We start from the raw sequence: 24,832 nt of genomic DNA, 5'->3' as shown, positions 1-24,832 counted from the left end.
CTAAACAACGGCGTTTAGCGCACCTAGTAAGGATTACTTTGCTATAGCCTCAAAGCGTGGCATGTTATTGAGAACTGATTTAGGCGGGTTACCCTTATAAAATAACCAAGGGTAATAAAACTCACGTAATTGTTGATGATAATCACGAATTTGCTGCTCGTATGCATACGCTGCGACTGAGTCGGTTTGGGCGGCTCGTGTTAAACTGCGCTGCAATAACAGCGGTGGCGAAAACCACGACACAACGCCTGCTAAGTCATATTTTTTAGCGGCTGCGTCTCGGTATGCTTTTGAAAGCGGCGCTGCTTTTAAATCGCCCATTTGCTGAAATGCGTAATACCATTTCCACTCAAACTCACTGCTCATAGCAATGTAGGGCGCAAGTGCTGGGTACTCTTTAATAAAAGGCTGCATAGTGGCAGATTTAGGTAAATCCCAGGCATCATTTACCGCCTCACGCTGAGTAAGCATAATGTCGCCACCCTTAGGCGAATGCACCGACTTGTTTATAGCAAGGTCGCCTAAAATAGGAATAATAAAAGCAAATAATACCCATAAGCCAATTAGGCCAGAGGCAACGCCCGGGGCACTAGTCGCGTTTTTTCCCCACCACACACTCAGCGCAGTCCAAAATGCAAGGTATGCAATACAAAGCAGTGATACATACGTAATTTCAAACGCGCTTGCCCCAGCTATAAATGCACCTATAAAAAATGGCAGCATTAAACACACTATTACTGCTAAAAACCTTACCGTTATACGTGCGCCCCACAAAGCAAAGTACGATTTAGCCGTAGTAACCAGTAAGTCGTGCCTGCCGCTAGTGCGCTCATTTGCAAATAAGTCATGAAACAGCAAAATAATAACCAGTGGTGCTAAGGCGCTAATTACAAATACAAAATCAATTTTACCGGCTTGTGCCAGCTCGGCATTTTGCGCATCGCTTTCGTAAATTTGCCCCTCTATGGCCAATAAATTAATACGGTGTTTCCACGGGAATATATCGCGCTCCCCTAATGCAGCAAATGCAAGGTTAGATGGCTGAGAATACGTTAAATGAAAACTGTAATAAGCCAACATGCCCGGATCGTCTTGCTTTTGCTGCACTTTAGCGCGATCGCTTTGATCTGCAGCTTTTAAACGCTCTATTGTTTGCTGCTGCGCGCTTACTTCGCTAAGCCCGCTATATATGGCAAAGCCCGATAAAACAAAGCTACATAACAGCAATACCACAAGGTACTTTTGACGCAGTAAAAAGCCCCATTCTCGTGTAAGTTGTGTAATTAAATAACTCATATCAAACGTTTTCCTACCAATTTAATACCGCCTACAAGTACTACAATCCACAGTATTAACTGTAAAAAAGCAGGTACACTTCTTTGCGCGCGAACATCAGCGCTATCCACATCAAAGGTAAAGTTTTGCAGTATTTGCCAGTTCTCTGATCCTACGCGCGCTTTTTTAGTAGCCTCGGTATTGGCGTTTCGGTTCATATCAACTTGGTAATCAAGCTTTTCAATGTGTACTTTGTTAAGCCCTTGCACAAAATCAAAGCGCAGCTGTTCGGTTTCGCGTAAAAAGCGATGATGGGTTTCTATGCTTGTGCCCACTACAATCATCGACAGCGAGCGAATAGCCACCATAGGCGATACCCAACCAAAGTAACGCGATACCTGCGTTTGTTTAAGCTCACTTTGCATGCGCTGCTCGGCAAACTGGTTTAATACCTTAGTTTGTTTGGCCTCTGATTCACTGGCCACTAACCCTCTAAAGTTTACTGGCAGCTCATCAATGCTGCTTACGTTGTATTTTTTAAGCAGAGATTGTTTAAATTGCTTAAAGGCGGGGTCGTTGGTGTTATGGCCATCACCTAGTTTTCTAAGCTCAGCTTTTACTGCAAAGTCGGTTTCTATTTTTCCGGCCGATGGCACAGCCGTAGAGGCACTGGTACTTGCTACGCGCGGCATAACAATGCACAGTAAAATCCACACAAACGCAAGCGCTGTAAAGCTGCCACTATTTTTACTAAACACGCTCGATGCTAATAAAACAACTAACACCCACACGCTTAAATACAATGCATAGCCCACAATAAAACTAACAACTGCCAAAAGGCTCTCACCCGCGCCCAGCGTAAATAACGCCGACACCGCTAATGGCGCAATAATAAACCCAACAACACACAAAAGGGCCAGCCCTTTACCCGCAATCAGCGTGCTGCCTTTGGTGCCTTGCGCCAATAAATACGACAACGTTTGCGATTCGCGCTCACGGCTAATAGAGCTGTAACCAATTAAAATAAGCAGTAACGGCGCTAATGTTTGCACTATAAAAGCAGGCGTTAAGCTGCCAAGTTTTGTTAAAGCTGTGGCTTGGCGCTGCTCGGCAAACATTGCGCTATTTTGCCTATGCCCTTCTAAAAATATTGAGTTACCTGTGTAAGCATCTATACCTGGGTCGAGTGTGCTAAGTGGGGTTGGTGTTCTAAAAGCGTAATGCCCGTAATGCACCATTCTGTGTGGGTGCCGATCGGGTTGCTCAGCAAAGCTTTGCTCGGCATTACTTTGTAATTCATTACGAGTGTGGCTAAGTTCGTGCATTGTAATGGCAGTAACCACCACCGATGAAAGCGTAAGTAATAAACCTATGGCTAAAACGGTCATCGCCAGTTTTGAGCGAAGCCAATAGCGCCACTCATCTTTGGCAACTATCACCATCTTTGAAAAATTATTTTTGTTCATTACGCGCCTCTTTGTGCAAACGCAGCATGAACTTGCTCGGTATCAATTCGGCCGTTTTCTGGCGCGTCAAATTCGCCCACCAGCTCGCCCGCTCTTAATAAACCAATTCGGTTTGCAACTTGGCATGCGCCGTATACATCGTGCGTTACCATTAAAATAGTAGCGCCGGTTAATGCAAGCTCACGCACTAACTGGTTAAACTCATCAATAGCAACAGGGTCAAGGCCCGATGTAGGCTCATCGAGTAAAAATATGGGGGCTTGGCGTAAAATAGCCAGTGCAATCGCGGTTTTTTGCCTCATGCCTTTAGAGTACGTTTGCATAGGACGCTCCCATGCAGCTTGTTGTAGCGCTACACGGTTAAACGCAGCATTGATTTGTTCATCGGTTTTTTTAATATCAGCAAGCGATAAAAAATACGCCACGTTTTCGCGGGCAGTTAAATGCGGATATAACGTTGCCGACTCTGGCAAATACGCCGTTTTACCGCGTACAAAATCAAGTGCGTGTGTTACCTCTTTGCCCGCTACTTTTACAGAGCCTTGAGTGGGTTTATTAAACCCGAGCAAGGTTTTTAACGTGGTTGATTTACCCGCGCCGTTACCGCCAAGTAACGCGTAAATTTCGCCCGAGCCTACGCTAAAATTTAAGTTTTTTAAAATGGCGTTGTTTTTAATGCTAAAACTTAACGAGTCCACTTCAATAATGGCTTCGCTTTTAACTGCTTGAGTTGTATTTAGGGCTTCATTACGTGTTTGTTCCACACGTGAAGATTCTTTCGGTGATGTTTGATTAACAGCTGTAGGTGTACTCACATTCAAACTCTATTAAGGGAAATTAGAATGCGTTGAATGTTATACTATATCAAATACATATTGCAACACTATAACATATTAATAATTAACAAATGATGCAAAGGTTTTAATAGTGTTACCCACGTTGATTTATTCATCGGGTTTTGCCTATTACAAAAATCCATAACCATTTAGGCTAAAATCATTCCTAAGGCAGCGTTTAAAATTAAGTACTTAAGTTATTTACGTTTTACCTTTAAAGTAAATTGAACAATGAACTTTTCAATTGCTAGAATGCCCACCTATTTTTTTATCAAGAGATACAATGGCAAATTTCAATACTCATCTTAATACTGCAGTCATCATCACAGGTTTAGGCTCGGCCACTTTATTAACTGCAGGCCATATTGATTTAAACGGCGCACTTTGGTTATGGTTTTTAGGCTCAATTGGCGGCTTATTACCCGACATAGACTCAGATAACTCAACCTCGCTCAATACTATTTTTAACTTATTTGCACTGAGCGCTGTATTACTGGTGCTGCATTACATAACCACCGAGCTAATAATCGAAATTAGTTTTATAGAGCTAATCGTAGTGCCGTTATTGGTGTACGGGTCTATGAAATATGTTATTAGGCCCATTTTTGAATGGATCACCGTGCACAGAGGCAGCTGCCACTCATTATTATTTTTAGTGCTATGCGCGCTGTTAACAACGCAAGTAACGTGGCAACTAAACGAGCAAACAACCACACAAGCAGCCACCTTTGCCTGGTTAACAGGAGGGTTTATTTTAATCGGCGGGTTAATTCATTTATTACTCGATGAAATTTACAGTGTAGATTTAAGCAATGTCACCATTAAACGCTCCTTTGGCACTGCGTTAAAAATAGCCGACTTCGACAATAAATTAATTACGTTGGCATCAATAATTGCCATTGCAGGTTTAATCTATGTAGCCCCGCCTACAAAACAAACTATTACCGCATTAAGTGATTGGTCTCATTTTAGGCTTTTATCTTAATAAATAATATTTAGCTTGGTCACACAAAATACCCATAAACATTGTTTATGGGTATAAATGCTTATTTAAGTGATTGTTTTAATTTCCTTTCGAACAAACAGCCAGCTTAGTTAGTCGAAATTACCCCAATATTTAATTTAAAGGTTAATTCACAAAAAGGATAAGAGGCGCCTCGCTTTTATAGGCTTAATAGCTTAACTCAATGCGGCTTTGCCAATTTAAGTTCATTAAAAGCGCAAGTTTTAGCCTATTTGATATTAATTATTATTTTTATTGGTTTTAGTGAAATAATTACTCCGCTTTACCTGTCTTATAGCAGCAATACTTTCATCTGTTTGATGTATGCAAAGCGACTGCAACTTTTAAAGCGTCAAATATAAAATTATAAGAGGACCATAATGGAATTTACACATAAGCGCACCACCCTAATTACAGCATCGTTATTGTTGGCGTTGGCGATAACCCAAGCTATTTTTACTGCCCTTTACAGTGCTGAAATTAGCTTTTCAAGGCAGTATGCATGGGGACTAGAAGCTGTGCTGTTTACTGTGCTTGTAGCCTTTGCAAGTACCACTATGGTGCAAGCTAAAAACGCTCAACTAGGTTGGTCGGCTATCACATTTAGCGCAATATTAAACATAGTACAGGTAAGCATTGGCCTAACGTTGTTTTCAACATTTGGCAAAGTGGCGGGCGCAGTAGAAGGCGCACAACCTTTAATTGGTGGCGTGGTGTCTTTATCATTCATGATTTACTACGCAGCTAAATTACTACTAGGCTTAGCAGCTGTTGTTTTTGGCCTGCCTTACTTAGCTAAAGGTGGCAAAGTCATTGGCGGCCTTACAGCCCTAGCAGGCGCGGTTGCAATGCTTGCAAATGCAGTATTAATTATTGCTGGGCGTGATGGATTCCTGCCATCAGGTGTTGCTGGTGCATCAGGTATGATTGCAACATTACTCTTAGCAATCTGCTTATTTAGCCTTAACCGTAAAGCAGACTAAGGCTTAATACCTTATAAGTAAGGTAGCTACTTAAATAAGTTATAAACATCGGCGTGTATTAGAGTGCTAATTCGCCGATGTTTTACGCATGAAGTATACGCCTTGCGCATTCCAATTTTCCTCCTTCTTAGTAATCTAAATACTAACTCACAAAGAGGTTATGAGGCGCTGCGCTTTTAGAGGGTAAAAATATCTTATATCAAAAGCTTTTAACCAATTTATGTTTTGATGTATGAAGTCAAGATTTAACCCCAATTACTTTCTCCACATAAAAATGCACGACGAACACAGCGTGAAATGCAGTGATAGTATTTTGTATCAACCAAACTTACTTGACGCTTTCTTGTAATTGCCATAAGACGCACTAACTAAAACGTAGTCCTAAATTTTGAAAAGAGCAAAATTTAGGATGGGTGTCACTGTTAATCCGATAAAGACACGAGATTCAATCTAGTTTGGGCGAATATTTTTTAGGTCCGTTACTACGAAGCTCATTAGGAGCATGGCGCATGATAACCATGACGCCATAGCTCGAATATATGTAAGTACCTTTGCTTTTAAGCAAGCTTGTGACGCATCATTACTCTGATATGAGATAAATTATAATAAAAGCATCAACTTTGATGTTTGTATGCCAACTCGTCTTGACTTCAAGGGAGCGCCCATATATGTCAGTGTAAATCGTTTTATAAAAATCTACTGTAAGCTGCTATCCGCTAGTATTTTCTCAGTGACTCTTTTATAGTCCTGACCCAAAGCAATACGAATATCTATATCATCACCTAGCTGCTCTAGCTCCTCAGATACGCAATAGAGCTTCGATTCAGACGACCGGCTTAGGTTAGCTTTTGCGGGAGTCCAAACATTAACTTCCAAGTAACTAAAATCAAACATACCTAATTTGTTCAGAGAGTTGAGTTCAGTTGCTTGCCGTATGATTCTATTCTGTTGCAAAGGAAATGAAGAGCTATCGGGATCTAACGCTCCAAAGTTAAAGGCTATATTGTTACCGACATATCCAATACTTGCCGCTTTCGCACCCTCTCGAAACTTGAATTCACGATTAAAGTTATTTGAAAGACTTGCTCTGAATTTCAATGTTTCCGTTCTAATTGTATTTGCCCAAACCTTAGCCTGAGATTCTGTTCTACTTCTAGTTATTCCATCCTCACCGCTTATAAAAAGAGCTGAAAATACAGAGTAATTTTTTCTAACTTGATAAATTATTGATTCAAGGTCTTTGTCAAAAGTCTCTACAGTATCGCCGATGAAAACCCCCTTAACATTAGGAATAAAAGTTTCGAACTTGTTCGTTGCACGAACATGAGTATCAAAGCTCATAAGCACAAGGTTAGCCAATGAGTGCAAATCATTTCCTTTGTTACCAAATACTTTATTCAGTGCATCAAAGGGCAAGGTGTTAACAACTTTTATCGTTCCATCAATAGCCCTGAAAACCAACCCAATAGTAATTCGTTCTCCAGAGAAAGTAATTGGCTCAAGATAGACAGGTACCCAAAGAGCTGAAAACGTATTTGAAAAATCTGGCAAACTAAACTTCAAACTAGCTGAGGAATTCCCAATTTTTGACATAATAACTCTACCGAATAATCTATTCTTTCTTGAAGGAACTTGGCGATGTCTTCCACGTTAACATTGCTGTCAATCATTTTATAGAAGCCGCTAGCATCCAAACTATCATAATCTACATTATGGGCTTTAGTCATTAATGTAGCCGCCTTTTTCTTCATTTCGTACTTTTCACTGAGTTCTTTTTGGTGGGCAATACTCTCATACAAAGCGTTATGCGTTTCCACCTTTGCATCATGCAACGCCCAACGAGGCATATAATCCCCTGTCAAGGCAGACCCGTGATCGATTAACCAAAAATCATTATCCGAGGGTGAAAATAGGTAGTTGCACATTGTTCTATCGGGATTTGCAATCCACTCATCGAAGGCAATAACTAAATCAAGATTTTCCCATGCATCAAATAGAGCATTTGCTTTATTATCATCTATTACAAGTAATCTCTCGAAGCTCATAACATCCGGATCAGGGCTACCGCTTGCAAAAGCTAACATTTCGCCGCGATTAGCAAACATCGATTCCTTTTTTACTTTTTCTGGTAAGTTGTCCGTATTGACATAAACTAGATAGCAATCAGGGATATTTAACCCAAGTGCTTTACCCACCTGCGCGCAAGCAAGCTCAGCTATTGTTTGGCGATAATTGTTTGTTAACTTGATATATGCATTAACAGAACGAGGTTCTGCTCTCAATGAAACTTTCCACGTTTCGGCTTGAGAACCAGAATGCTCTCGCCCAAAATACGTTGAAACAATCGTATATGGTACGCTTTTCAACTTAATTTTTTTTGTCATCTCGTGATGAATTCCTTATTTTTTATAGCGACTTGCTAAACAGTCTAAATAAGCTGGCTAAAATTTCAGCAAAATGTTGGACGTGATCTTCACCCGATTTAATGGCTTGTTAGCTTTACATACCACCAGAGCGAATAGTTCTTAAGGATGTAATCTTTTCTGCCATCAGGCAATCTTCAAAACAATAAAATTCACCAGTTTTATGAATAAAGCCTTTTTCCCACTCTAATAGTAAAGTTTCCAACCTTTCGCTATGGGAAGTTAATTGAATTAAAATAAATTTAACGTCCATTGGTATTTGTAACCAAGCATCATCACGGGTTGCGTACTCAGTTTCACTACTGTTGTGATAGTTAACATCATTACCCGCACCATCATCTTTGCACCAAACACTATAAATACATAATTTTTCAAGAGCTTTGCCTATTAACTCAATTTCTCTCTGATTTAATAAAGTGTTTCTTTGAAAGTCTTTGACTGTATTAGCAATATCATTTGCTTTAAATACAGCAAAAACTGAAGCAATAGCTGCAATTGCAGAAATTATTGGGGCTATTAATTTTAAAATTTCTATCACAATACAATTTTCGTTCATATAAATACCTAAAATCGATTTATAAAATTACCATTCATTTTTAAACCGTGAATCGTTCTCGCAAGGTTTTCCATCGCCATCCCCATCCATTTTTGTATTGGGGCAGTTATTTATAAAAAATACCGCCTCTGCACGTGAAGTCATTTGGCTACAGTGCTGCCTGCCATCGCAGGTAAAATTATGGGTGTTTTTTTGTATCACGACTTTTGGGTATTGCTCATCAAAGGTGGCTAAATCGGCGTTGGTAATAACAGGTGTGTTGTTATTAAATTGCTCACTACTTTGATAATGGTTGTATTTATTTACTGCAACAAAACCAAGTACGGCGATAATGCTAATTGAGGCGACTTTGCCTAAAAAACTATCGGTAAAATTAGATTTAGCAACACGATGATGGTTTGATTTTTTAGGCGTGACTTTAAGTGCAGCTACGCCTTCAATCCGGCAATTAACGGCTTTTGATTTACCATCGGGCTGTTTAGCCACTTCAAAATAGATGGTGTCGCCCACTTTTGGCTTGCGGCTCATATGTTTGAGCGCTGAAATGTGTATAAAGGTGTCGTGAGCTAGGATGTCTGATTTAATAAAACCAAAGCCCTTTTCGTCATTCCACGCTTTTAACAATCCTTTGTTCATGTATTTACCTGTGCTGATTAAGCTGCGATTACGCAAATTCCATTTAAGTTAAGAATTGTTAGTATACGTTCCTAAATTGCTACCACGCAACCAAATATTCATATTAGGTTAATTTAAACGCGCCAATTAGCTGGCAAAATACTTAACCGTATAGGGAAAATACCGAGCTTTGAGGTTTAAAATGCAACAATAAAATAGCCTGTTTTATTTTATAAATTACGGCCATTTGTCCTTTATTCTACTACTGCTAACTTTTGCGAAGCGATTAGCTTAACAGCTTGTTTACACTCGGTTTTGTTATTAGTTATTTCTATCTGAATTAAGCGTTTTTAGTGTGATTTTTCATTCGTTATTTACTTAATTTATCTATACAATCCACACCTTATTTTTACGCACAGATTTCAAGTGATTATCTCATGCTATTAACCGTTGTTTATATTATTGGTATTACCGCAGAAGCCATGACCGGCGCACTTAGCGCTGGGCGAATGAAAATGGATTGGTTTGGCGTTGTATTGGTTGCTAGTGCAACAGCAATTGGTGGTGGCAGCGTGCGAGATATTTTACTAGGCAATTACCCACTTACCTGGGTACAGCACCCTGAATATCTTTTAATTACTTGTATAGCGGGCATTGTTACTACGTGGCTTGCTAAGTGGGTGGTTAAATTTAAAGGCATTTTTATGCGCTTAGACGCGTTGGGGCTTGCAGCATTTAGCATTATTGGCTGCCAAGTGGGGCTAAATATGGGCCTGCACTATGGTATTTGCGTTGTGGCTGCGGTTGTAACGGGCGTTTTTGGTGGCTTACTGCGCGATTTAATATGTCGCCAAGCGCCGTTGGTATTACATAACGAGCTATACGCGAGTGTATCGTTACTTGTTGCTTGCTTATACTTAGCGCTGCACCATTACAATATTGATGACAACATCAGCATTATTGTAAGCCTTGTTGCAGGCTACTTAATACGTATGGCGTCAATTCGCTTTAAATGGCGATTACCTACCTTTAGTTTGTTAGAGCAGCACGCTAAATAAATTAGGCTTTAATAAAAGATAAGGCAGGTATTAAACCTGCCTTAATTAATATAAATATAAGTATAAGTATAAGTACTAGCGCCTTACTTTATTGCTCGCTAACATCACTTAACGCGGTTTTTAACCCGCTGTTATTTTGCTTTAGTACGCTAAAACTGCCATCGGTTTCTAGCACTACGGCGGCTACATCTTCTATGGCTAATATACCCGCACCACGAATGGCAGCGCGAATTTCTGATTTTGTTACCCGCTGCGATTTAAGCGCCGCCGTACAATATTCACCATTACTCAGCAATAGCGTAGGCTCTGCTTTTATAAGCGAAGCAAATTTAGATGAGCGCACACTTAGCCACGTAATAAAATATTGCAGCCCTATTAATACAACAAACGCGAGCATGCCCTCTAGCAACGCAACGCTTTTTGTAATAATCACCGAGGCTAAAATAGATCCCAGCGCAATAGTGACAATAAAATCAAACACGTTCCATTTAGAAAGCGTACGCTTACCCGATATACGCAGCCAAAACACCAGCGCTACATAACCCAGCACGCCAATGATAAGTACGCGTATTAAGCCCTGCATATCATCAAAAAACATCGTTACTCCCTGTAGTTAAAATTACGTATAGCCTTTAGTTAAACCGTACATGCTTATAAATTAAAACTGTATGAATAAGATAGGCAATAGTAATTTAAAGCAGTTTAAATTTAGACGATGGTTGATTATGATAACTTAAGCATTATATCTAAGTTTTCGCTTCTTAATTTATACAAAGGATTACCATGTCTAGCTATAACGAATCGCCAGAGCAAATTGAACAAGCCACTAAAGGCTATGTGATGCAACAAACTATGTTGCGTATTAAAGATCCCAAACCGTCGCTCGAATTTTATCAAAACGTATTAGGTATGAAGCTGTTAGGTAAGTATGACTTTCCTGAAATGAAGTTTACGCTGTACTTTTTAGGCTACGAGCCCGAGCAGCCGCAAGGTGATGATAAAACCAAAGCTAAATGGGTATTTGGTCGCCCTGCGCTAATTGAGCTAACCCATAACTGGGGCACAGAAGATGACGACAGCTTTGAGGGCTACCACAGCGGTAACCAAGAGCCTAAAGGCTTTGGCCATATTGGTATTAGCGTGCCAGATGTTTACGCAGCCAGTGAGCGCTTTGCAAAATACGATGTAGAATTTGTTAAAAAGCCAGATGATGGCTCAATGAAGGGCCTAGCATTTATAAAAGACCCTGACGGCTACTGGATAGAAATACTCTCACCAGAGGGAATTACCGATATTATTTTTGGTAAATAACCTTAACGCTTAATAAACCGGTTACCACATACTAAAAAGCCAGCTAATTAGCTGGCTTTTGTGTTTTTAAATAAGGGTGAGCTTATTTACGCAGAGCGTCTATTCGCGCATCTAGCGGTGGGTGAGATGAAAACAGTTCAGCCATCCCTTTACCACTTGCTATACCAAAGGCCATCATTGAGCCTTGTAATTGCGACGGATGGTTTTGCTTTAATCGCTCAAGAGCTGAGCGCATTTTGTCTGCACCTACCAATTTAGCTGCGCCGCTGTCGGCTGCAAATTCACGCTTACGGCTGTAACTTGCTACCACTATGCTTGCAAGCACACCAAATACAACTTGGAATAACATGTCGAATAAAAAGTAAGACCAGCTACTACCGCCCTCTTCTTCATCGCTATTTAAAAAGTTATCAACTATGCCTGCCAGTACTTTTGCGGCAAATATTACAAAGGTATTTACCACGCCTTGTATTAGCGTAAGTGTAACCATGTCGCCATTAGCAACGTGCGATACCTCGTGGGCAAGTACGGCTTCGGCTTGGTCTTGATTCATGTTATGTAATAAACCTGTGCTAACCGCCACCAGCGAGTTGTTTTTACTTGGGCCGGTTGCAAAGGCGTTCATTTCTGGGCTGTCGTAAATTGCTACTTCAGGCATTTTAATACCTGCTTTTTGAGCTTGTGCTGATACAGTTTGTACAAGCCAGTGCTCGGTTTCGGTGCGTGGTTGAGTAATTACCTGTGCGCCCGTTGATTTTTTAGCAATCCACTTAGACATAAATAACGAAATAAACGAGCCACCAAAGCCAAATACAGAGGCTATAAGTAATATTCCGCCAAGGCTACGATGGCTTAAACCCAGCGCGCTCATTATTATTGAAAGCACTACACCTAATACCAACATAACCGCTAGGTTAGTTAATAAAAACAAAAATATACGTTTCATATTGTCCTCACAAAAATAGGTTTGATCACCGAACATAAAATTAAATTAGGTTAAAGCAATCATTACGTTATGACACACTATGTCATGGCGTTGAGGCTATTCTGTGACAAACTATGTCATAACGCAAGGGTTATTTGCAGGTTTATTAATAAATTTTTTGAGGAGTTTAAAAAGGAAGTAAAGTGTGGCGTAACGCAGTTATTAAACCTCGTTACGCCAATAAAAACAATTAGTTGCTGGTTATGCCGCTACTTGTAATGCAATTATTAATTGTTGCCATATCTGTAGGAAAACCGCGCTCTTTTGCGAGTAATTGTGCCACCTTGGTTATATCTGCATGGTTGTGTTGTTGAAGATACGTCCACTGGTGATGAGTACGATGCTCATTTATGCGCGCATCGTCGCTTATTAAGCCAAGTTTAGTAAATTCAGCCACTATTTCATCGGCAGCGATTAAGGTAGATGACGCTTTGACGTTTTCGGCACGTGCGTAGCTAATATGCGAATATAAGCTAACATCTGCGACGCGCAAGGTGTCGTCTTCTCCTGGGATTTGCTGGCCACCAAACAAGGCATTGTTTTGCGTGTTGGCGTTTTTAAATGCCGGAACAAACTCGGCTACATAATCAATGGCTTTTTGGCTACGTGCTTTTAGTACCTGCTGATCCCACCCATTTTTTATGTAATTTAAGTATTTAGCTGGCAATTGCGGCTGTGCACTTTGCTCGTTAGTATCGGCTAGGCCATCGTTAAACAAGGTAATTGAGTTGGTCATACCATGAATTTGATAGTAGCCATTAGGATACGGCGTTAGCTGTGCCATGCCCTCTGGCGTGCCACGGTTACCATAAATAATAATTTCTGGAATTTGCCCGCCAGCACCTTGCCAATGCGTAATGTAAGAGGCTTTAAATTCGACCATACGTTTGGCCTCTACGCCTACCATGTCATCTACAATACCGGTTTGAAAGCCACAGGCATTAATTAGGTAGTCTACCTCTACTGTTTGCGTAGTGTCGCTTTGATTATTTTGGTATTCAATTTTCCAGGTTGGCGATTGGTTATTGGCACTGGTTTGCTCGGTTTGGCTAACTTGCTTTACCTCTGTGCTGGTAAGTACATTAGCGTGTTCGTACTGGGCAAGCGCAAGTTGGGCGCTGGCCGATAACCTAAAAATATTCCACCCGTATTCTTGAGCAACAATTAGCGGGTATTTTACTTTGTTTAAGTTTAGGTGCTTAGCAACGGGGATCATCCACTCATCTAGCGTTTTAGGCTCACTAACCTGCTCTTTTTTACTCAGCGCTATCATTTGCTCATGACTATACAGCTGGTAGTAATTGTCGGGTTCACCTAGTACTTTGTTGTTAGGGTCTTGCTCAACTAACTCTTTATACGCGTTGGTGATTTTATTTAATCGTGGTAGTAAATCATCGGGTGAGTCGTCATCGCGCGTAGGCACTGCAAACACGGTTGGGCGTACGTCTATGGTGTAGGGATATAGGCGTAAAATATCGATACATTGTTTGAGTAAATCTATGCAGTCTTCGTCTGGTATTTCACGGTATAAATTACCACCAGCATGTAAATGGCACATAGGTGGGCCATCTATAAGTGACTTTTTTTTCTCAAAAATAGTGGTCTGAATCCCTAGCGCTGCCAATCGAATAGCTATTGTTGCCCCTGCTGTGCCGCCACCTAAAATGCCCACACGAGTTTTAGGCTGAGCACTTGGCTTTACCTCGGGTTCACCCGTTACCTGTGTGTTTTGAGCGAAGCGTTTAATGTATGGGTGCGTCATGTAACGGTTTATTTCCTTAGTAACAATAGCTTTAACTTGTAATATGTGTACTAAAGGGGGTAATTTCAAGGCGTAAATACAATTAATAAGCTCATGTATTTAATATAAAAACTGCTTTGCATTTAAAAACGCAAAGCAGCAACAATTAGCTTTGTATATTGAGGGTATTAAGTAAGGTTTTATATATTTGCAGTTTAGGGGTTTGCTCGCTGTATGGGCTTATAGCCAAAATAGGAAATGGCAAACGTGCTTTTAACGAATCAAGGTTAGCTTGGTATTCGTCCATATTTGGGTCTACTTGGTTGGCAATCCAGCCTACACAATTAATGCCTAAACTTTGCATATGGGCAGCGGTAAGTAAAGCATGGTTTAAACACCCTAGTTTCATGCCTACTACTAAAATTACGGGTAGTTGCTCGGCCTTAACCCAGTCGTATAAATAATCGGTGTTATTAATTGGCAGTGCCCAGCCACCAGCGCCTTCGGTTAGGTGGTAATCGGCACCTTGTTGTTTGAGTGTTGAGTACGCTGTACTTAGTTTATCGAGCGTAATATTAACCCCTACTTGCTCTGCGGCTATGTGCGGCGCAATGGGCGGCGCAAAGGCAAAGGGGTTTATTACATCGTATTTGGCACTGACCGTGGCGCTTTCCATTAGCATTAGTGCATCAGCATTAACTAGCTGATCAAACGCCATTTCGCAGCCTGCGGCAAGTGGCTTAAAGCCAATTGCGTTTTTTTTATGTTGGGCAAGTAGCTTTAATAGCAAACTAGTCACGTGGGTTTTTCCGGCGTCGGTGTCGGTACCGGTAATAAAAAATTCTTTCATTTTACTGCCTTGATTAATTTTAATATTAGCTACTCATGGCTTTTTTGTAATGATAACAATACCACATGGTAAGATACACACGCTTGATTGTTTAAAAGCGGATACGCATTGCATACCCGTTGTAGCGCCGACTTAGTTAATAACCCTTGGCGTGAATTAGCATGATTTTGCGTTGTAGCACCAATGGCTTTAATAGATTTAATGGCTTTTAACGGGCTTGAATAACAATCGGTATAAATTACTTTTTGTGAGCTATTAATACTAAACCCTGCCTTTTGGACCGACTGGTTTATATAAGCGTGTGTATTAAAGGTATTTATATGGCTACGGTTATCAAGCGCTGCAAACGCTGTTTTAATTTCGTTAAGCGAGCCCGCCACTAAGGTACTTATATAAGCCTGCCCGCCAGGCTTTAAGCTTTTAAAAAGCGAATGCATTAATTTTTCAAAATTAGCCGACCACTGCACTGCAAAATTACTAAATATGGCGTCAATACTGCTTGCTTGTAGCGGCAGGTTATCCATATCGGCGCAAACTTTTGGGTTATTTAATGCAGCGCTTTTAAGCATGTTTAAGCTTAAATCTATCGCAATTACTTGGCCGTATTGTTTGCTTAGCTGTGAGGTATTAACCAGTGGGCCAGCCCCTAAATCTACACAGCACTTACTTTGGTTGTATGGCAGGGAGTTTATTAATTTATATAAATCGCTTGCTGCCTGTTTTTGTACATTAGCATGGCTGTTGTACTGCTCAGCTGCTTTAGAAAACTTATCACTAGCCCCCTTTTTAAGCGCTGTATGAGGGCGTACTTGCTCAGCACTTTGTATTTTCGCACGCTTTTTTGAAGCCCCATTTATAGGTAAAAGCGCGGGCTTTTTATTTAAAGCTTGCTTGCTTTGGGTATGAGCTAAAGCCTGCGCAATCATGCTATGGCGCCTTTTAAGTGCTCAACAAGTGCTGTTATATCTGAATGGGTATGCGCCGATGTTAAGGTTACACGTAACCGCGCGGTATTGTGCGCAACCGTAGGTGGGCGAATAGCAGTTAGCCAAATACCCTGCTGTTTAAGCCTTTGTGCTGCGTGTAACGTTTGCTCGGCGCAGCCAAGTACAATGGGCTGAATAGCAGTGTTTGACTCCATTACCGCAATGGCGTGTTGTTTACAAAGCTGCTTAAAAAAAGCAATGTTACTACTAAGCTGCTCGCGTTTAACATCTGCACTTTTAATGGCTTGCAAGCGCGTAAGCGTAAGTGCTGCCATAAGCGGCGACATAGCGGTTGAATACGTGTAGTCGCGGTTAAACTGCAGCATGTAATTAATAAATTCATTATTTGCTAATACACAGGCCCCGCTGCTTGCTACTGCTTTTCCAAAGGTAATAACCAGTATATCGGGAAGTGCTAAGCCTTCATCTAATAATGCCTCACAGCTACCTAAACCGGTTTTACCTAGTGCGCCAAAACCATGTGCATCGTCAATCATAAGCCAGGCATTGTGCTCTTTAGCTAAAGCAAGCAGCTCTTTTATGGGGGCGGTGTCGCCATCCATCGAAAACACCCCTTCGCTAATAATTAGCTTATTGTGTGCTTTTGATTTTTCGAGCCGCGAACGTAAATGCTTTAAATCGTTATGGTTAAAGCGGATCAATGCGGCGTTTGAGTGCATTGCGCCGTCAATCAAACTGGCGTGGTTGAGTTTATCTTGAAAAATTGCACTGTTTTGCGCCGCACTTTTATCGTTAAACAGCGCTTTAATTACACTGCTATTTGCACTAAACCCCGAGTTAAACAACATGCCAGCTTCGTAGCCAAGCGCGCTACATAAGTATTGCTCTAGCTGTTGTTGCTGCGCCTGATACCCAGTAACTAAAGGTGAGCTGTGGCTACCGAGTACGTTGTTTTGCTCAAGGTTAATACTGCAATCACCAAAGCCTAGGTAATCATTACTGGCAAAATTAAGGTACGTTGCGTTATTTACCGTAATGGTACGTGCTGTGGCGCGCTGCACCACATGGCGTTTACGCAATAACGCATGTTGCTGTTGTTGCTGCAAATGCGTATTTAAAAATTCAAATGGCATAAAAGGTAAGCTTAGGCTTCGTAAAATAAGGCTGACGTTGCTTTATCGGCCACTTGAGATGACAGCGATGCGGCAACGGCTTCGTCTGAGTAGTCTTGGTGTTTTTCTGGGTTCATGCCTAATTTTTTTATTAGCTTCATGTCGGCATCGGCCTCTGGGTTTTCGGTGGTGAGTAGCTTATCACCATAAAATATTGAGTTAGCGCCTGCAAAAAAGCACATTGATTGCATTTGTTCGTTCATGGCGCTGCGACCTGCCGATAAACGCACATAGCTGTGTGGCATCATAATACGGGCGGTGGCTATGGTACGTATAAATTCAAAATGATCTAAATCGTCTACGTTTTCAAGCGGTGTGCCTTTTACTTTTACCAACATATTAATAGGTACGCTTTCAGGTTGTTGCGGTAAATTTGCCAGCTGCATTAATAAACCGTAACGGTCGCTTGCTTGCTCGCCCATACCGACAATACCGCCTGAGCATACTTTCATGCCGGCATCACGTACGTGATCTATGGTGTTTAATCTGTCTTCAAAGGTGCGCGTTGATATAATTTGCTCGTAATATTCAGGCGAAGTGTCGAGGTTATGATTGTAGTAATCAAGCCCTGCGCTACTTAGCTCATGTGCTTTTTCGTTGGTAAGTTTACCAAGTGTCATACAGGTTTCTAGGCCAAGTTCTTTTACTTCTTTAACCATTTTAGAAATATACGGCATGTCTCTGTCTTTTGGATCTGACCATGCTGCGCCCATACAAAAACGGGTTGCGCCTTTTTGTTTAGCTAGGCGTGCTTGCTCTACCACTTTTTCTACTTCTAGTAGGCGCTCGCGCTCTAAATCGGTTTTATAATGCCCCGATTGCGGACAGTATTTACAATCCTCTGGGCAAGCCCCTGTTTTAATGGATAATAAAGTAGATATTTGTACTTCGTTAGGATTAAAATTAGCGCGATGAACCGATGCCGCTTTAAATAATAAATCGTTAAATGGCATTTCAAATAATGCCTTTACTTGGGCGTGGGTCCAATCGTGGCGAACAGGTGCAAGTTCCATAGTAGTCTCTTATTTTTCTCAGTGGTGATGTTGGATTAGTCTACGTCTTGAAGTACCATTGTCAACGAAACTCACCACGTTAAAGTTTACATATGAATAAAAAACAAACGATTGACCTTGATTTTGATCGTGACCATATTTGGCACCCTTACACATCAATGACACAGCCTATTCCGGTTTACCCTGTTACTCATGCAAATCATAATTTAATTTATCTAGAAACCGGCGAGCAACTCATTGATGGCATGGCCTCATGGTGGAGCGCAATTCATGGCTATAATCATCCGGTATTAAATAACGCCATGATTGAACAAATTAATAACATGAGCCATGTAATGTTTGGCGGCATTACCCATAATAGCGCAGTAGAGCTGTGTAAAAGGCTTATTACAATTACCCCTAAAAGTTTAACTAAGGTGTTTTTAGCCGATAGCGGCTCGGTAAGTGTAGAAGTAGCGATTAAAATGGCGCTGCAATATTGGTTAAGCCAAGGGTTTACACACAAGCAAAAATTAATGACGCCGTATAAGGGTTATCATGGTGATACATTTGCCGCTATGAGCGTGTGCGATCCGGTTAATTCTATGCACAGTTTGTATAAAGGTTTTTTACCAGAGCATGTGTTTGTACCCGCTCCTGTGAGTAAATTTAATGGCGAGTTTAACCAAGCAGAAGCCAAAACGCTTGAACAATACTTTAAAACGCACCACCACGAGGTTGCCGCCTTTATTATTGAGCCCATAGTACAAAACGCCGGCGGCATGAACTTTTATCACCCCGCGTATTTAGCCTGCGTTCGTAAATTATGCACACAATATAATGTATTACTGATTTGTGATGAAATAGCCACAGGGTTTGGCCGCACAGGTAAATTATTTGCTGTAGAGCACGCTAATATAGAGCCCGATATTTTATGTATTGGCAAAGCCCTTACCGGTGGCTCAATGACCCTTTCGGCCACACTAACCAGTGATAAAATAGCCATAGGCATTAGTGAAGGCGAAGCCGGCGTTTTGATGCACGGACCTACATTTATGGGCAACCCGCTTGCCTGTGCGGTTGCGTGCGCCAGTATAGATTTACTTTTGGCGCAGGATTGGCAACAACGCATTAGCGATATAAACACTCAACTACAACAGCTTAAAAAGTGCAATGAATTAGATGCGGTAGCCAATGTGCGTACCTTAGGCGCAATAGGTGTTGTAGAGCTAACTGATGCCGCTGACAATGTAGATGTTGCTAAAATTCAAGCCTTTTTTGTAGAGCAAGGCGTATGGATTAGACCCTTTGGTAAACTTATTTACCTAATGCCCCCGTATATAAGTGACTCAGCCAGTATAAACACCTTATGTGATGCCATTTACACTGCAATTGCAGGTAAGCATTACTGCTAAGCGTTAAATTATACCTAAGAGGCATAGTCATTATTTGCCTGTTAGGTATTAATTTTGGTCAGGTTTTGAGCTTTGCATTGACGTATTTGTTATATTGATTTTAGTAAATATTACGGATATGATAATGTCTATCATTTACAATTACCTTTTCGGACTCTTTACTATGAAACACCTTTCTAAATCTGTAAAAACATTAGGTGCAAGCTTATTGTTAGCTTCTGCTTTTGTAACGCAACCGGCGCTAGCTAACGGCCCAATTGGTGAGCACGTAAACCATTTACAAGAAAACATTAAAGACTATTCAGAAGAAGTTGAATGGATGGTTGGTAAAGTAGACACCATGGTAACTGACTACAGCAAAAGCGGTGCTAAGGCTGTAAACAGCGACGATTTAATTGAATATTGGGAGTCGGTTAAGTTTCACAGCGCTATTGAAACTAACTTTGTGCCTGTATATGCCTCAATTTGGCAAGGCATTTATGGTGTAAAAATGGCCATTGATAACAACAAGCCTGCCCAAGAAGTGCGCAATCAGCAAAAAGCCATGAACATAGCCTTGTGGCAAGGTCTTGGTGCTGTTAAGCTTGCGGCAAAATTCCAGCAAAAAGGCTTACTTGATACAGTTAAAGCCACTGCTACAGAAGGCATGACCCAAAGTGCCACCATTGACGAAATCAAGCACAAGCTTGACCGTGTTGTTGCTAAATTTGCAGAGCGCTTAAACGAAGAAGCCACTGAAATTGTTCACGATACGTATTTACACCTTTTTGAAGGCGTAGAAGGTACGCTTATCGAACAAGATGCAAAATTAGTAGAAGTGCTGGAAAAAGATTTTAACGTAACACTACCGCAAACAATTAAAAGCGCTAAAAGCGTTGATGAAGTACGTGACGTGGTAAGTGATATGCACACTAAATTAGACCGCGCTAAAACGCTAATAGAAAAAGCGGAGAAGTCGCGTAAGGATGTTTTTTAAGTGAAGCGTAGGACCTTTATACAAGGCCTAGCTGCGTTAGGGGTTGTTGGCGCTTTGCCACTGCCCCTTTCTCGCGCACTAGCTGCCGATATAGCAAACCCAGTTTCTGTTGATAATTTACCAAAGCTTAAAGCTGATTTAACCTTATACCTAGGCCGTGGTGAAGGTGGTTTGTATGAAAATGTATTACAAGCGATTCAGAAAAAAAATCCTGACTTTAACTTAGCTATTCGCCGCGGCCCGACTGCTGCACTTGCCAATACTATAGTGGCAGAGGCAAAGGCAGGTGTACGCCGTGCCGATTTATTTTGGGCGGTTGACTCAGGCGCTATTGGCCTAGTTACCGATGCAGGCCTTGCAAAGCCCCTACCGAGTGATTTATCTGCACAGTTACAACCGCAATTTAGATACGATCAATGGGCGCCGGTTACCGGTCGGATCAGAACCTTACCGTATAACACATCGCGTTTAACTAAAGATCAAATTCCAACAAGCATAATGGACATTGCAGATAGCGATTTATCAATTGGATGGGCGCCTGCTTATGCATCGTTTCAATCGTTTGTTACCGCTATGCGTATTTTAGAAGGCGATGATAAAACCGCTAAATGGCTTAAAAAAGTTAAAAAGCGCGCTAAAACATACGCCGGTGAACTCGGTGTTGTAATGGCAGTAGAACGTGGTGAAGTAGATATTGGTTTTGCTAATCACTACTACACGCTGCGTCTTAAATCGGGTAAACCCGATGCTAAATTAGACTTAGCCTTTACCGAGCAAGATGCAGGTTGTTTAGTCAATGCCTCGGGTATTTTAACGCTAAACGATGACCCACTTGCTACTAACTTTATGCGTTACTTATTAAGCGAAGAAGTACAAGGTTATTTAGCCCGAGAAGCGTATGAAATACCGCTTGTTAATGGCATTACTCAACCGGCAGGCTTACCGTCGCTGAGTGACATATCTCCACCAAAGGTTGATTTAACTCAACTTGCGGATTTACGCCCCACCATCAACTTGATGCGCAACAACGGCGTTTTATAAATGCGAATACCTGCTTCTTACCCAATGGCGCTGCTTGCAGCGCTCATTACGATTACCCCTGTTTATATTTTAATTACCCTTGCTAGCGACACCAGTACCCTTTTTGACAGTCATAATTTAAAAATACTGGGCAATACGTTATCGCTAATGGGCTTAACCGTATTAGGCTCAATTTTGATTGGGGTACCACTGGCTTTTATAAGTGCTTATGTGCATTTGCCTTTTAAAAAAATATGGCTGGTGATTTTTGCCGCGCCCTTGGCTATTCCAAGTTATATTGGCGCGTTTACTTTGTACGCTGCGTTTGGCCCAGGGGGTGAAATAAATAACCTACTTGGCTTTGAAACCCCACCCATGTACGGGTTAAGTGGTGCAGCCATTGTAATGACCTTATACACCTTCCCTTTTGTAATGATGACCACACGCTCGTCCCTGCTTAGTTTAGATGCCAGCATGGTAAACGCAGCGCGCACTTTGGGTATGTCGATGACACAAAGTGTGTTTAAAGTAATTTTACCCCGTGTAGTTAACGGTATTGCAGCGGGCTCATTATTAGTGGCGCTTTATACACTTTCAGACTTTGGTACACCCGCAATGATGCGCCTAGATACCTTTACCCGGGTAATTTATGTAGAATACAATGCGTTTGCATTAGGGCGTGCGGCAATGTTGTCGCTGCAATTAATGGTTATTGTTGGCTTTTTACTTTTAATAGAATCACAAATAAAAACCGCCTCTGAACGACACGGTCGCCCACTGGTTTTATTTCCAACTAAATGGCAAATAACCGCAATGATTGCTGCGTTTGGCCCTATTTTATTGTTAGCTATTGGTTTACCGCTGGCGATATTTTTTGTTTGGTTAGCACGCGATGGTTACAGCAACTTTGACTTTAGCATAGCGTGGAACTCAGCGTACGCCTCAGCCATTGCAGCTATGGTGGCGGTTATCGTGGCTATCCCTGTTGCTCATGCCGCATTAAGCGGAAAAGCCGGCAGAATAATGGAGCGTGTTACCTATTTTGGTTTTGGTATTCCTGGCATTGTGATGGGTACCGCGCTGGTATATGGCGGCTTGCAACTCCCGTTTTTATATCAAACATTAGCGCTTCTGATTATTGCTTACATGCTACGATTTTTACCGCTTGCAGTTGGCTCTATTCGCACCAGTACAGAGCATTTAGATCAAAGCTTAATAAAGTCGGCGCGCGTATTAGGCGCAAGCCCGCGTGAAGCCTTTACTCGCATTACCCTGCCGCTAACAATGCGTGGTATTATTGCCGGTGCTGCATTGGTATTTTTAGAATCAATGCGCGAGCTTGAAGCAACGCTATTGCTAGGCCCAACCGGGTTTGAAACCCTTTCAACCTATTTATGGCGTGTGTACGAAGCCGGTTATTTTGGCCGTGCTGCCATTCCCGGTTTATTGTTAGTGGTGATTTCTGCCTGTGGCTTAGCTATTATGATGTCTGGCGAAAAACGTAACCAACTCGAACATTGAGGATTTAAAAACAAATGCTATCTGTAAGCCAGTTGTCTATAGATTACGGCAGTAACCGTGTAGTAAGCGATTTAAATATATCGTTAGGTGAAAATGAAATTCTCATGCTAGTAGGCCCTACGGGCTGCGGTAAAAGTACAATATTGCAAGCACTTGCAGGGCTTATCCCCATTAGTGAGGGTGAAATAAACGTAGGCAAATGGCGCGCAACGCCAAAACGTAATGTCCCCCCTGAAAAACGCAGTGTTGGTATGGTGTTTCAAGACTTTGCATTGTTTCCTCATTTAACGGTTGAGCAAAACATTTGTTTTAGATTAAAAGACACCGCCATTGCTGACCATTGGATTAAACTACTTGGTCTAAATGATTTTAGAGCAAAAAAGCCAGCCACCCTCTCCGGTGGTCAAAAACAGCGCGTAGCACTTGCGCGTACACTTGCTCACCAGCCAGATTTTGTGTTACTTGATGAACCACTTTCTAACCTTGATGCCGCATTAAAAGATATGCTGCGCTGGGATATAAGAAACGCCCTAAAAGAAGCGGGAGTGCCTGCCGTGTGGGTTACTCACGACCAAGAAGAAGCGCTTTCGGTAGGTGACCGTGTAGGTGTATTACAAAACGGTAAAATACAGCAACTCGATAGCCCTGAACAATGCTTTAGCATGCCAAACAACCGCTTTGTAGCGCGCTTTTTAGGTGAGGCAAGCTTTATTGCTGGGCAGTTTGAAAATGGCCAAGCAACCACTAGCATTGGCGTAGCACCAGGGCAAGGTATAGACTGCGACAGTGGCGATGTAGATGTGTTGCTTCGCCCTGACGATGTACAGCTTATTCAAAACTTAAATCAACCTAACGGTGAAGTTGTTTGGGTACGCTTTGAAGGTGGCAGCCGTTTATGTGCGGTTAAATTAAGCTGTAATACGCTCGTTACTAGCCGTGTAAGCCACGAGGTTGTGGTTAACCCGGGTGACAGCGTTCATGTATCTATTGTTACTACTCACCCGCTGGCTGTGTATAAAAAACAATAATTAAACTATGAGGTAGCTATGTCTAAACAGGGCCCTAATCCAAATAACCCTGCCCCTGTTGAGGGCTTTCCTCAGGTTGGCTTTTTAAAAAACTTTATTACCTCGCCTAATATAGTGGTGGGTGATTATACCTATTACGACGATCCTGACGGCCCTGAAAACTTCGAAAAAAATGTCCTTTACCATTTCGATTTTATTAAAGATCGTCTCATTATTGGAAAGTTTTGCGCCATAGCTAAAAACGTGACCTTTATAATGAACGGCGCTAATCATCAAACCTCGGGGTTTTCTACCTATCCATTTTTTATATTTGGCAACGGCTGGGAAAAATCGGCCCCACAGGCTGGCGAGTTACCCTTTAAAGGCAATACGGTTATCGGTCACGATGTATGGATTGGTTATGACGCAACCATAATGCCAGGGGTAAATATTGGCAGTGGCTCTATCATTGCAAGTAAATCGGTGGTTACCTGCGATGTAGCCCCTTATAGCGTGGTAGGTGGTAATCCGGCAGAAGTAATTAAGCCCAGGTTTGATAGCAACACAATAAGTACGTTATTAGATATAGCTTGGTGGGATTGGAGCAATGAAAAAATCACTGCTCATCTAGATGCTATTACTCAATGTGATTTAAGCGCTTTAATAAAGCTTAAATAACC

The 24,832-nt window shown here is 41.6% G+C and carries 24 protein-coding genes and 1 pseudogene; 10 read left to right on the top strand and 15 right to left on the bottom strand.

Translation table 11 applies throughout. The annotated features are described in order from the left end of the window. Positions 1 to 33: 33 nt before the first annotated feature. From CWC04_RS13730 to CWC04_RS13720, 3 genes are read right to left on the bottom strand one after another with little or no spacing between them, the layout of a single operon-like run. Positions 34 to 1,296, bottom strand: coding sequence for a DUF3526 domain-containing protein (locus CWC04_RS13730; RefSeq protein WP_138685689.1), 1,263 nt, complete (start codon positions 1,294 to 1,296; stop codon positions 34 to 36). Beyond that, positions 1,293 to 2,741: an ABC transporter permease gene (locus tag CWC04_RS13725; protein ID WP_138685688.1), complete on the bottom strand. Its 1,449-nt coding sequence runs from the start codon at positions 2,739 to 2,741 to the stop codon at positions 1,293 to 1,295. Before CWC04_RS13725 ends, CWC04_RS13730 begins: the two co-directional genes overlap by 4 nt. Further along, on the bottom strand, positions 2,741 to 3,556 hold the full coding sequence (locus CWC04_RS13720) for an ABC transporter ATP-binding protein (protein ID WP_171038582.1): 816 nt from the start codon (positions 3,554 to 3,556) through the stop codon (positions 2,741 to 2,743). The genes CWC04_RS13725 and CWC04_RS13720 overlap by 1 nt, the downstream gene beginning before the upstream one ends. Before the next feature lie 304 nt (positions 3,557 to 3,860). Here CWC04_RS13720 and CWC04_RS13715 point away from each other — a divergent pair, with 304 nt between their 5' ends. Then, positions 3,861 to 4,562 (top strand): metal-dependent hydrolase, encoded by a 702-nt coding sequence (locus tag CWC04_RS13715; RefSeq protein WP_138685687.1) that lies wholly within the window; start codon positions 3,861 to 3,863, stop codon positions 4,560 to 4,562. Between the two features lie 398 nt (positions 4,563 to 4,960). After that, complete coding sequence (locus CWC04_RS13710) at positions 4,961 to 5,563, top strand: thiamine biosynthesis protein ThiC (RefSeq protein WP_138685686.1); 603 nt, start codon at positions 4,961 to 4,963, stop codon at positions 5,561 to 5,563. 251 nt (positions 5,564 to 5,814) lie between these two features. Here CWC04_RS13710 and CWC04_RS13705 read toward each other — a convergent pair. From CWC04_RS13705 to CWC04_RS13685, 5 genes and pseudogenes are all read right to left on the bottom strand, one after another. Next, positions 5,815 to 5,919 (bottom strand): annotated as a pseudogene (locus CWC04_RS13705) (transposase); the annotation flags it as partial. Positions 5,920 to 6,259: 340 nt separating this feature from the next. Continuing rightward, a complete protein-coding gene (locus CWC04_RS13700) occupies positions 6,260 to 7,156 on the bottom strand; it encodes a hypothetical protein (protein WP_024598368.1) in 897 nt (298 codons plus the stop codon). Then, positions 7,123 to 7,947, bottom strand: a complete 825-nt coding sequence (locus tag CWC04_RS13695; RefSeq protein ID WP_024598367.1) for a HipA family kinase — start codon at positions 7,945 to 7,947, stop codon at positions 7,123 to 7,125. Before CWC04_RS13695 ends, CWC04_RS13700 begins: the two co-directional genes overlap by 34 nt. 115 nt (positions 7,948 to 8,062) lie before the next feature. Next, on the bottom strand, positions 8,063 to 8,542 hold the full coding sequence (locus CWC04_RS13690; RefSeq protein ID WP_138685685.1) for a hypothetical protein: 480 nt from the start codon (positions 8,540 to 8,542) through the stop codon (positions 8,063 to 8,065). 27 nt (positions 8,543 to 8,569) lie between these two features. Beyond that, positions 8,570 to 9,178: a cold shock domain-containing protein gene (locus CWC04_RS13685; RefSeq protein ID WP_138685684.1), complete on the bottom strand. Its 609-nt coding sequence runs from the start codon at positions 9,176 to 9,178 to the stop codon at positions 8,570 to 8,572. A gap of 416 nt (positions 9,179 to 9,594) precedes the next feature. On the opposite strand from CWC04_RS13685, the gene CWC04_RS13680 reads away from it, so the two are divergent. After that, positions 9,595 to 10,215, top strand: coding sequence for a trimeric intracellular cation channel family protein (locus CWC04_RS13680; protein ID WP_007586765.1), 621 nt, complete (start codon positions 9,595 to 9,597; stop codon positions 10,213 to 10,215). A gap of 88 nt (positions 10,216 to 10,303) precedes the next feature. Here the strand turns inward: CWC04_RS13680 and CWC04_RS13675 are convergent, their stop codons facing one another. Continuing rightward, complete coding sequence (locus tag CWC04_RS13675; RefSeq protein WP_096041721.1) at positions 10,304 to 10,813, bottom strand: DUF421 domain-containing protein; 510 nt, start codon at positions 10,811 to 10,813, stop codon at positions 10,304 to 10,306. A gap of 185 nt (positions 10,814 to 10,998) precedes the next feature. Here CWC04_RS13675 and gloA point away from each other — a divergent pair, with 185 nt between their 5' ends. Beyond that, positions 10,999 to 11,526 (top strand): lactoylglutathione lyase, encoded by a 528-nt coding sequence (gene gloA, locus CWC04_RS13670; RefSeq protein WP_024033580.1) that lies wholly within the window; start codon positions 10,999 to 11,001, stop codon positions 11,524 to 11,526. 82 nt (positions 11,527 to 11,608) lie between these two features. On the opposite strand, the gene htpX is transcribed toward gloA, so the two are convergent. From htpX to bioB, 6 genes are all read right to left on the bottom strand, one after another. Continuing rightward, positions 11,609 to 12,472 carry a protease HtpX gene (htpX, locus tag CWC04_RS13665; RefSeq protein WP_138685683.1) on the bottom strand — a complete coding sequence of 288 codons (864 nt, stop codon included), beginning with the start codon at positions 12,470 to 12,472 and terminating at the stop codon, positions 11,609 to 11,611. Positions 12,473 to 12,701: 229 nt separating this feature from the next. Continuing rightward, complete coding sequence (locus CWC04_RS13660) at positions 12,702 to 14,273, bottom strand: FAD-dependent oxidoreductase (RefSeq protein ID WP_138685682.1); 1,572 nt, start codon at positions 14,271 to 14,273, stop codon at positions 12,702 to 12,704. A 145-nt stretch (positions 14,274 to 14,418) separates the two neighbouring features. Further along, a complete protein-coding gene (bioD, locus tag CWC04_RS13655; RefSeq protein WP_096739629.1) occupies positions 14,419 to 15,102 on the bottom strand; it encodes a dethiobiotin synthase in 684 nt (227 codons plus the stop codon). A 29-nt stretch (positions 15,103 to 15,131) separates the two neighbouring features. Continuing rightward, entirely contained in the window at positions 15,132 to 16,028 is an 897-nt protein-coding gene (locus CWC04_RS13650) for a methyltransferase domain-containing protein (protein ID WP_138685681.1), read from the bottom strand. Beyond that, the gene (locus CWC04_RS13645; protein WP_138685680.1) at positions 16,025 to 17,182 is read right to left on the bottom strand and encodes an aminotransferase class I/II-fold pyridoxal phosphate-dependent enzyme; all 1,158 of its coding nucleotides are present in this window, start codon (positions 17,180 to 17,182) and stop codon (positions 16,025 to 16,027) included. The genes CWC04_RS13650 and CWC04_RS13645 overlap by 4 nt, the downstream gene beginning before the upstream one ends. 11 nt (positions 17,183 to 17,193) lie before the next feature. After that, complete coding sequence (gene bioB / locus CWC04_RS13640; RefSeq protein WP_004586639.1) at positions 17,194 to 18,234, bottom strand: biotin synthase BioB; 1,041 nt, start codon at positions 18,232 to 18,234, stop codon at positions 17,194 to 17,196. Positions 18,235 to 18,326: 92 nt separating this feature from the next. Between bioB and bioA the strand changes: the two genes are divergently transcribed. From bioA to CWC04_RS13610, 6 genes are all read left to right on the top strand, one after another. Further along, positions 18,327 to 19,628 (top strand): adenosylmethionine--8-amino-7-oxononanoate transaminase, encoded by a 1,302-nt coding sequence (gene bioA / locus CWC04_RS13635; RefSeq protein WP_138685679.1) that lies wholly within the window; start codon positions 18,327 to 18,329, stop codon positions 19,626 to 19,628. A gap of 163 nt (positions 19,629 to 19,791) precedes the next feature. After that, positions 19,792 to 20,604 carry a hypothetical protein gene (locus tag CWC04_RS13630; protein ID WP_004586641.1) on the top strand — a complete coding sequence of 271 codons (813 nt, stop codon included), beginning with the start codon at positions 19,792 to 19,794 and terminating at the stop codon, positions 20,602 to 20,604. Further along, positions 20,605 to 21,645: an extracellular solute-binding protein gene (locus tag CWC04_RS13625; protein ID WP_138685678.1), complete on the top strand. Its 1,041-nt coding sequence runs from the start codon at positions 20,605 to 20,607 to the stop codon at positions 21,643 to 21,645. Beyond that, the gene (locus tag CWC04_RS13620) at positions 21,646 to 23,145 is read left to right on the top strand and encodes an ABC transporter permease (protein ID WP_138685677.1); all 1,500 of its coding nucleotides are present in this window, start codon (positions 21,646 to 21,648) and stop codon (positions 23,143 to 23,145) included. 14 nt (positions 23,146 to 23,159) lie between these two features. Then, positions 23,160 to 24,173, top strand: a complete 1,014-nt coding sequence (locus tag CWC04_RS13615; protein WP_004586644.1) for an ABC transporter ATP-binding protein — start codon at positions 23,160 to 23,162, stop codon at positions 24,171 to 24,173. Positions 24,174 to 24,191: 18 nt separating this feature from the next. After that, positions 24,192 to 24,830, top strand: a complete 639-nt coding sequence (locus tag CWC04_RS13610) for a Vat family streptogramin A O-acetyltransferase (protein WP_138685676.1) — start codon at positions 24,192 to 24,194, stop codon at positions 24,828 to 24,830. Positions 24,831 to 24,832 lie beyond the last annotated feature (2 nt).

This window comes from Pseudoalteromonas sp. S2893 (genome assembly GCF_005887105.1).
GTDB lineage: Bacteria > Pseudomonadota > Gammaproteobacteria > Enterobacterales > Alteromonadaceae > Pseudoalteromonas > Pseudoalteromonas atlantica.
The sequence above is the reverse complement of the archived record's forward strand: the minus strand, read 5'-3'. Positions and strand labels throughout refer to the sequence as shown.